We start from the raw sequence: 8,863 nt of genomic DNA, 5'->3' as shown, positions 1-8,863 counted from the left end.
GTAATTGCTCTAGGAAGGAATAATCAAAATTTGGTATAAGTAGTTCGGCATGATTAAAAACTCTAAGAGATCCCCCTCAATCCCCCTTAAAAAGGGGGAAGAATTTAATTCTCCCCCCTTTTTAAGGGGGGCTGGGGGGATCTATCCAATTCTTAAATGGTTTCTAAAGTAGCTAAGCATAGATAAACTTAAGACATAGAAGAGAGTACCGCCCGCTACGCGGGCAGTACTCTCTCTGGTTTTAGATTTTAGCTTTCAAGAAAAAAGCATTATCGCACTGGAATAATCCCATGAATTCCTCAAACCCATCCTTTCGCCTTTTGCTTCATTTAGAGTGGCTGCTATTAGCTACAGCAATAATTATCGAAGTAATTATGCCCCCCCATTGGGAATGGACTGTAATGCTTCAATTGTTAGCGATATTTGCTTTTGGACTAATGGGATTAAAGCTACCTAAAGGCAATATTCTCAAAATCTCGTTATATACAGCCCTAGAGTTCGGGTTAATTCTCCTGCCAGCAAGTCAAATACAAGGAGTTTTAGCTATTCGTCCATTTTTTCTATTCTGTCTGATTATTCTGATGCGAAGTTGCCTAATTTTTAAACAGTTGGGTCAACTGATAATTTTGCTTTTATCGCTTCTTTCCTATAGCTATCTACTACTATCGAAGCCAATTATTATCGATAGATCCCGACTACTCGATACAAACTGGGACTGGCGCTACAGCAATATCATATTATTTAGTTTAACGCTGATATTTGCATTATTACTTATTAACGCTTTGATTGCGGAGCGGCGTAGCCGAGAGCAGCTAGAAAAGGTGTATCAAGAATTAGAAATGACCCATCACCAATTGCGCCAATATGCCCTAAAAATCGAGGATCAAGCAACGTTACAAGAACGCAATCGCATCGCTCGCGAGATTCATGATGGACTAGGACATACCCTATCAGCCCAAGCTATTCAAATCAATAATGCCTTACTTCTGTGGGAGAACAGAAGCGAACAATCACTTGTAGCCCTTAAACAAGCTAAACAATTGGGAGCAGAAGCTCTATTAGAAGTCCGCAAATCCGTCTCCGTACTTCGGTCAAATCCATTACAAGGAAAGTCTCTAGAAGCCGCGATCGCTAAATTAATCGCTGACTTTAAACAAACTATTGGAGTTGAAGTAGGAATTGAAGTGTTAGAAAATATTCATTTAGCGCAATCTTTATCCCCAGAAGTAAGTACTGCTGTTTATCGCATCGTACAGGAATCATTAACAAATATTTACAAACATGCTCAGGCAAAAAATGTTCAGCTAGACCTAAGTCAAGAGGCTGGGTATGTCCACCTCAAAATAGTTGATAATGGAAAAGGGTTTAATCCCAGTCAAAATACGACAGGATTTGGTTTACAGGGTATCAAAGAAAGAACCAATGCCCTTTGCGGTCAATTTCTGCTCGATAGTAAACTAGGGGCGGGTTGTTGTCTTTCCGTTACCTTGCCCCTTAACAACTTCAAGATCGCGTACCTCTATGATTCAAATTCTGTTAGTCGATGACCAGCATATTATTCGCCAAGGTCTCAAAACGATGCTCGAATCCAACAATGATATGGAAATTGTGGGTGAAGCAGAAAATGGGCAAAGGGCGATCGAACAAATCTCCAATTTAGAGCCCGATATCATCCTGATGGATATCAGGATGCCCGTCATGGATGGGGTTGCCGCAACAAGGGAAATTTTGAAAGCATCGCCCGATCGCAAAATTTTAATTCTTACGACCTTTGATGATGATGAATATGTATCACAAGCAATGCGCTTAGGAGCCAAGGGCTATTTGCTTAAAGACACCGAACCTGACGAGCTAGCAATGGCAATTCGCGCAGTTTATAAAGGACATACCCACTTAGGACCAGGCTTATTTGAAAAGGCTTTAATTTTGACCGAGTCAACAGCGCTTACTTCATCACCATCCTTGGCATTGGCTCAACTTCCTCCTAGAGAATTGGAGGTACTTAAATTAATCGCCGAAGGTTCTAACAACCGAGAAATTGCTGAGATTCTCTTCCTGTCTGAGAATACGGTTAAAAATTATGTCACCAATATCCTCAGTCGTCTTAATTTACGCGATCGCACTCAAGCGGCTCTATTTGCCCATTCACTTTTTCGCGATCGGCGATAATAAATCCCTCACAATTTTTCAACTGATAAAGCTAATTTCAATCAATAGAAAAAACATCCGATAAACTCACAATTATCTGGTCATATAACCATCCTAAATGGTTTGTAGAAGCGCACCTCTTTGGGGTGCGCTTTCACAAACCCAAAAATCTACAAATGATTTAGAATAGTTATATCAGCTCTTGACACTTGAGGCTTTAATAACTAATCTTTATATGTAGGGATCAAACTCAAAATCTTTTGAGAAATGGCATCTTTTGAAAGGGGAAATACCTTTTTAAATTTAGGAATACTGCAATTCATTTATTAATAATTGGTGAATAATCGAGGTATTTTGAGGAATGCTAATGGTCTTAAAAGGTTTGTAAGCAAGCAAGTCATGAAAACCATTATTCCCAAGACTCAAATTAATAATATTAACATTATTAATATATTGTGGTTTGTTTCATAACAAGGTGATATATCTATAAATCATAGGCTTTCCTACTACTCAGTAAAACCATGAAGAATATGAATTGTTCTTTGTCAAAATTTATCGGTGAGGATTAAAAAATGAGTGATGCAGTTTTTGTATTAGAGCCAAAAAATATTATCGATAGCGCTACAGGTAGCCAAATTCGTCAAGAGGTTGGTGAAAAGTTAAAAGAGGGTATAGAAATAATTTTGATTGACTTAACCCATATTACTTTTATGGATAGTTCGGGATTGGGGGCAATGGTAGCCACGCTACAAGGGGTAAGAGCTAAGGGCGCAGAACTATATCTCTGCTCTCTCAACGATCAGATCAAAATCCTGATGGATCTCACCAAAATGAATAATGTTTTCAAAATTTTGCCCGATCGCTCAGCCTTTGACAAAGCGATCGCGTAGTTAATATCTCTTTGACAAAGGCTGTCGCCTCTCGCGTTAGAAGCCAAGAAGAGAAGATTGGCGCGAAGCGCCAATCTTCTCTTCTTGGCTTTTATACAAGCAACGTAAGAGATAGCCAATACTTTCGCCAAAAATAATTTAGGACTGCGATAGCCTAAAGAAAATCAATTGTTAACAAGGAAACATCGTCATCAAAATTAGCTTGGGGAGTAGTAACGCGAATCTGTTGTAGTACTTGGTCAGCGTTAACTTCCTCCCCCTTCGAGAATTTACTAATCAGAAAATCAAAAAATTTAATCGTTCCCCATTTTTTACCATTATCTTGATGAACCTCGAAAATTCCATCGCTAAAAATATAGAGCTTACTATCTAGAGGTATGGATATTTCCGAACTCATATAATGAATGGCGGGAAAAAAACCTAAAGGCATATCTAAGCTAGGAAGTTTTTGGATCTGGGGACTCTGAGGATCCCCAGAGAGCAAAATTCCATGGGGATGCCCTGCATTAGCATAGGTTAACTTACGTTGCGATCGATTAAAAACGCCATACCACATTGTGAAATATCGCCCATTATGCTGACTCATCTGAAAGGCGCGATTCAGTTCCGTCAAAATCGTACTTGGTTTATAAAAGGCATCTTTGCCAAAAGATTGCGATCGCAAAAGATTTAAGATCGAAATCGACAGCAAAGCGGCTCCAATCCCATGTCCTGAGGTGTCAAGCAAATAGATGGCAAGATTATCGGAATCTAGCCAGTAAAAATCGTAACAATCGCCTCCCAACTGACTAGAAGGGATAAATTCGGCGAAGATGTTGACGGAACCTTCCAGAGCTTTTGGTAAAAGAGACTTTATGTAATCGCTTGCCTCTGCTATCTCCGCCTCTAACAATTGCTTTTGCTGCTGCAAATCTTGATTGAGCTGATAAATACGTAACCCCGCCCTAACGCTAGCAAGTAATTCAGTTTTATCGATGGGTTTAGAGAGAAAGTCATCAGCACCATTATCCAGAGCCCGAACTTTATCCTCCACCGCTCCCTTAGAAGTCAATAAAATAAAAAATGTTGAAGATAGCTTTGGTTCCAGCCTAATCTGACGGCATACTTCTAAGCCATCTATTTCTGGCATCATCCAATCACAAACGATGAGGGCAGGTTGATGCTGTTGGGCTAGTAATATTCCTTCTTGACCATTTTTACCTGCAATCACTTGATACCCATATCCTTGCAGAGTATTCTTAAGAATCATCTGCATGACCAAGTCGTCGTCAATTACTAGAATTTGCAGCATTCTGTTTGCTTGAATCACGATATGTAGTTAGATGTATAGTAGTTCTAAATTGTTGGTAAGTGACAAATCTACCCAAAATCACTAGATTTTGTATTATAAAAAACTAATTATTATCACACTTTATCGAATTAGTATAAATTAGAATATGTAGCTAAGCATAAGTAAACTTAAAACCTCTAAGAGCCTACTGCCCACTACGCGGAAGGTGCACTATTAGATTTTGGGTTTTAATTATGCCTAGCTATACATAAATTAGAAAAGTAATTAAACAATAAGACTGTTTTATCGATGATTCCATTTAAACCCAATTTCTGTAGTTTTAAATATGCAATAATGCATCATCTAGTAAGCTGCTAGGCATACATAGCCTTCACATCTAGAATTGCATACCGCCCAATAAAAGGGTTGTAAAACCTATATCTTTGATTGTCAACGATACTGAACTATTTAAGATTGCTAAATATTTAAGAATACATTCAACCTCAAAGTATATATGGGCAAAATGTAAGTGTCTCAAACGATCTCATTACAAGTCACTACTAATCTAAATGAACTCGTTCAAGTTTTGAATTGGTTCGACAATATCGATCATGGTTCTGTTCCCAATATTGATTGGTTAATGTGTAAAACTGCGCTTGCAGAAATATTTACTAATACCGTACGCCATGCCCATAAGAATCTACCACCCGAAACTCCGATTACTTTAGAGGCAAATTTGACAGAAGAAACTATCGAAATTAAGGTTTTTGATTATGGGGAAGTTTTTGACCTTGCCACAAAACTCGAAAAAATGGTAGAAGCCGATGTTAATGCCACAGGCGGTCGAGGATTACATCTTATTAATCAGGTAGTTGATAGTTTTACCTGTCATCAAACCGCAGATGGGCGTAATTACATGCAAATCAGAAAAAAATATCTATCCACAAGATAACACTAATCACAAAAAGCCAGAAGAGAGTGGGGATGCTTTGCATCCCCACTCTCTTCTGACTTTTTGTCCTGATGTAATACCAAATCACAAAATGGCTACGCCATTTTGTGATTTTAAAACCCTTACTGGGTTTGGTTTTTAATTCCCAAAAGTGTAGCCACACTTTTGGGAATTGGTATAATTGGCAAAAATAATTGGCAAAAACTATACAGCAGCATAAGAAATAGCTAAGACAAATCAAAAACCCAAGGATTAGTGGCGGCGCTTTGCGCCGCCACTAATCCTTGGGTTTCTATATTTTTTTTATATACGTAACTGCCACCCTAATCCTTTCTAAAAGCTGCCCAGTATCCTTAGCAAGATGACCAGTTTTTCCAGCCTCTTCCAAAGTTCTAGCCAGCTTCGCTACCCCAAGAATACCCAAAGCGACACTGGTTCCTTTAATAAAATGTGCCTCGTATTCAATACCAGTGTAATTGACCTGCGAAATCGCGATCGCTAATGCGTCTAGATGCTCGGGTAACGAATCAACATAGGCTTGCAAAAGCTCTTGGCGAAAAATAGGGTTACCATTACATACTTCATCGAGATATTGCCAATCCACCTTGAGATCGGCTTCCAAATCAGTTTTTAAGTCATTGTCTAGAGCATTTTTTCCATCGATTGTGACGGAATTTCGCTCAGGATGATTAACAAAATGATTAACAAAATGATTAACAACTGGATCTTCGAGATGACGGCTTTCACGCATCTGATACCAATAGGCTAATTTTTGCGCTAAGTCTTGCTTGCGAACAGGCTTACTCAGAAAATCATCCATACCCGCAGCTAAACAGCGATCGCGATCGGCTTTCATCGCATTAGCCGTGAGGGCAATGATCGCTACACCCGCTCCAGCCAAATTTTGACTTGCCTCACGCTCGCGAATTCGACGACTAGTAACATAACCATCCATAACAGGCATTTGGCAGTCCATGAGAATGATACTGTAAGAAATTTTATCGAGCATATCCAGAGCTTCTTGCCCATTTGCCACCACATCAACTCGATAGCCTAAATTATGAAGTTGATTGATGGTTACTTTCTGATTGATCGGACTATCTTCAACCAATAGGATTTTTAGCTGGGATGGTAATTTAACTTCTTCAGCTATAAATTCTGGAAGTTGAGCGATCGGTTTTGCACTTTTACCTGAAATCGTATTAACTAGACTATTCAACAAACGAAGTTTGCGAACGGGTTTCCGAAGATAATCCGCAAAGCCAATTTCCAACATTCGACTAGCGGCTCCATTCTGGTCGAGAGAAGTAAGCATAATAAGATGAGTATCCCGCAAAATGGGCGAACTTTTAATCTGTTTTCCCAATTGCTCCCCATCAAGATCGGGCATTTGCATATCTAATAAAGCAAACTGATAGGGCTGACCGATCGCGATCGCCCGATGGAGAGCATCAATCGCCTCAGTAGATTGAATCAGGATATCAACCTGCATTTTCCAAGATTTTAACTGATGGTAAAGAATATTGCAGTTAGTCACGCTGTCATCTACAACTAAAACCCTTAGGTCTTGAAGAGCACTAACTGCAAGTGGATAATTCCCTTCTTCCGATTGCTTTTGAAATGGAACCGTAAACAAAAAAGTTGAACCTTTATTTTCTTCACTCTCTACATGGATGCTTCCTCCCATTAAGCTGACTAATTGCTTGCAGATGGCTAATCCTAAGCCTGTACCTCCATATTGTCTAGTTGTCGAAGCATCAACTTGACTAAAGGGCTCAAACAATTTCGACTGCGCCTCTAAGGAGATCCCAATTCCCGTATCGATTACCGAAAAACTCAAGGAAACCGTAGTTAGATCTTCCCTAGCGATCGCAACTTCGATGGTCACTTCTCCTTGACGCGTAAATTTAATGGCATTGTTCGTCAGATTTAATAAAACTTGACGTAATCGACCGATGTCTCCTTTCAGGTATTTGGGAACATCAGGATGAATAAATAGAGCCAGATCCAAGCCTTTACTATGGGCAGAACCAGCTAAAATATCGGCTACCTCTTCAATGCTTGATTCGAGTTCAAAGTTCAGTTCCTCTAACTGCATCTCACGGGCTTCTAACTTTGAGAAATCCAAAATTTCATTGATCAGATTTAACAAATGCTCGCCGCTATTATGGATGGTATTGGCGAAATCTTGCTGCCTTGCATCTAAATCCGTTTCCAGTAGTAGCCCTGTCATCCCGATCACCGCATTCATTGGTGTCCGAATTTCGTGACTCATCGTAGCCAAAAAGCTACTTTTAGCCTGATTAGAGGCTTCCGCAATTTGCTTAGCTATTTCTAAGACTTGATTTTGCTCATGTAAAAGCTCATTCGCTTCCCTTAACTCTTGAGTTCTTTGATCTACTCTCTGCTCTAATTCTAAGTTTGATTGCTGAAGTAGAATCTGAGTACGTTCTTTTTCCGTAATATCATCAATCGCGATCACAATACTGATCTCTTTACAATAGTCGCTATCAATTTCCACGTAAGTAGCGGTAATTTCGAGAATAGCGACTTTGTTGCCATGGTAAACATCATATTTATTAACGACCTTACTCCTTTGAGCGATCGCTAAAGTCACAGGATGACTCTCTAAAGACAGCATGACACCATCACAATACAGTGGTAAAAGAGAGTATATCTCCTTACCAATCACCATAATATGAGGTCGATTAACAAGAAGATCGAAGGATTTGTTGCACCACTGAATCCTTCCTTGAGTATCAGTCCAGACGATCGCATTGTCTACCGCACCTAAAGCAACCTCCATTTTTCCAAGAATCGATCGCAGTTCTTGAATTTGAGATGGGATATGATTCATAGCTCCATGTACTCAGATACTACTCGCCAATCAAGATTCAAGCGATCGCAAGGTTGCACCAAAAACCCACTTCTCGTCATGTTTCTCAGCCAAGATATAATGTTCTGAAAGAATCTCTCGATTATCTTTAGTAATGACTTGAAGTTCGAGAGGGTGATTGAGAATAGTAGCAACCCCAGTAGCGGTAAAGCGGGAGAACCCCATATGATGGGATTCTCGAAAATAACTAGGCAAAATCACAGAAATTAATTGTCCCACTATTTCCTCCTTTCGCCAACCTGTAAACTCCTCAAAATGTGCATTTACATCGGTGATAAGCCCTTGAAAGTCAGCAACAACAGCAGGAAGATCGCTAATAAGAATGGCAGCAATGGATTGGGGACGTTCCATAGAAAATTCCTGATAATTTATAGGATGTAAATTTTTACAAGTAACTACAACAGTCCAAAATAACAGTCCAAAATACTTCATCAATAGAGATAGTTGATGAATAATACCTACTCCCATCGTCACATTTGTCAATTAAGCCCAAGTACTTAAGTAATACCAAAACTAAAAATGGCTACGCCATTTTTAGTTTCTCAAGCCCTTACTAGGTTTGATTTTTAATTCACAAAAGTGTTGTCTCACTTTCGTGAATTGGTATAGTTGGGCTTAATTAAATATAAAACCCTAAAACCTTTAGCGCATGCTACGCTTGCGCCGCAGATTTTAGATCTAGATTTTAATTATGCTGAGGTACTTAT

At 39.3% G+C, this 8,863-nt stretch carries 7 protein-coding genes; 4 read left to right on the top strand and 3 right to left on the bottom strand.

The window, feature by feature from the left end:
* Nucleotides 1-290 precede the first annotated feature (290 nt).
* The 3 genes from AC805_RS11745 to AC805_RS11735 all read left to right on the top strand — a co-directional run bounded on the left by AC805_RS11745 (nt 291) and on the right by AC805_RS11735 (nt 3,038).
* Nucleotides 291-1,547 carry a sensor histidine kinase gene (locus AC805_RS11745; protein ID WP_055075617.1) on the top strand — a complete coding sequence of 419 codons (1,257 nt, stop codon included), beginning with the start codon at nt 291-293 and terminating at the stop codon, nt 1,545-1,547.
* A complete protein-coding gene (locus AC805_RS11740; protein ID WP_055075616.1) occupies nt 1,522-2,169 on the top strand; it encodes a response regulator transcription factor in 648 nt (215 codons plus the stop codon). Before AC805_RS11745 ends, AC805_RS11740 begins: the two co-directional genes overlap by 26 nt.
* A gap of 551 nt (nt 2,170-2,720) precedes the next feature.
* Nucleotides 2,721-3,038 carry an STAS domain-containing protein gene (locus tag AC805_RS11735; RefSeq protein ID WP_055075615.1) on the top strand — a complete coding sequence of 106 codons (318 nt, stop codon included), beginning with the start codon at nt 2,721-2,723 and terminating at the stop codon, nt 3,036-3,038.
* A gap of 154 nt (nt 3,039-3,192) precedes the next feature.
* On the opposite strand, the gene AC805_RS11730 is transcribed toward AC805_RS11735, so the two are convergent.
* Entirely contained in the window at nt 3,193-4,329 is a 1,137-nt protein-coding gene (locus AC805_RS11730; RefSeq protein ID WP_055075614.1) for a PP2C family protein-serine/threonine phosphatase, read from the bottom strand.
* A gap of 508 nt (nt 4,330-4,837) precedes the next feature.
* Here AC805_RS11730 and AC805_RS11725 point away from each other — a divergent pair.
* Nucleotides 4,838-5,260 carry an anti-sigma regulatory factor gene (locus AC805_RS11725; protein WP_055075613.1) on the top strand — a complete coding sequence of 141 codons (423 nt, stop codon included), beginning with the start codon at nt 4,838-4,840 and terminating at the stop codon, nt 5,258-5,260.
* A 292-nt stretch (nt 5,261-5,552) separates the two neighbouring features.
* Here AC805_RS11725 and AC805_RS11720 read toward each other — a convergent pair whose 3' ends face one another.
* Nucleotides 5,553-8,117, bottom strand: a complete 2,565-nt coding sequence (locus AC805_RS11720; protein ID WP_055075612.1) for a response regulator — start codon at nt 8,115-8,117, stop codon at nt 5,553-5,555.
* A gap of 30 nt (nt 8,118-8,147) precedes the next feature.
* Entirely contained in the window at nt 8,148-8,624 is a 477-nt protein-coding gene (locus tag AC805_RS11715) for a PAS domain S-box protein (protein ID WP_231662715.1), read from the bottom strand.
* Nucleotides 8,625-8,863: the final 239 nt, after the last annotated feature.

It is taken from the genome of Pseudanabaena sp. 'Roaring Creek' (assembly GCF_001402795.1).
Taxonomy (GTDB): Bacteria; Cyanobacteriota; Cyanobacteriia; order Pseudanabaenales; family Pseudanabaenaceae; genus Pseudanabaena.
Note: the sequence above shows the minus strand (reverse complement) of the source record. Positions and strands in the feature narration are given on the sequence as shown.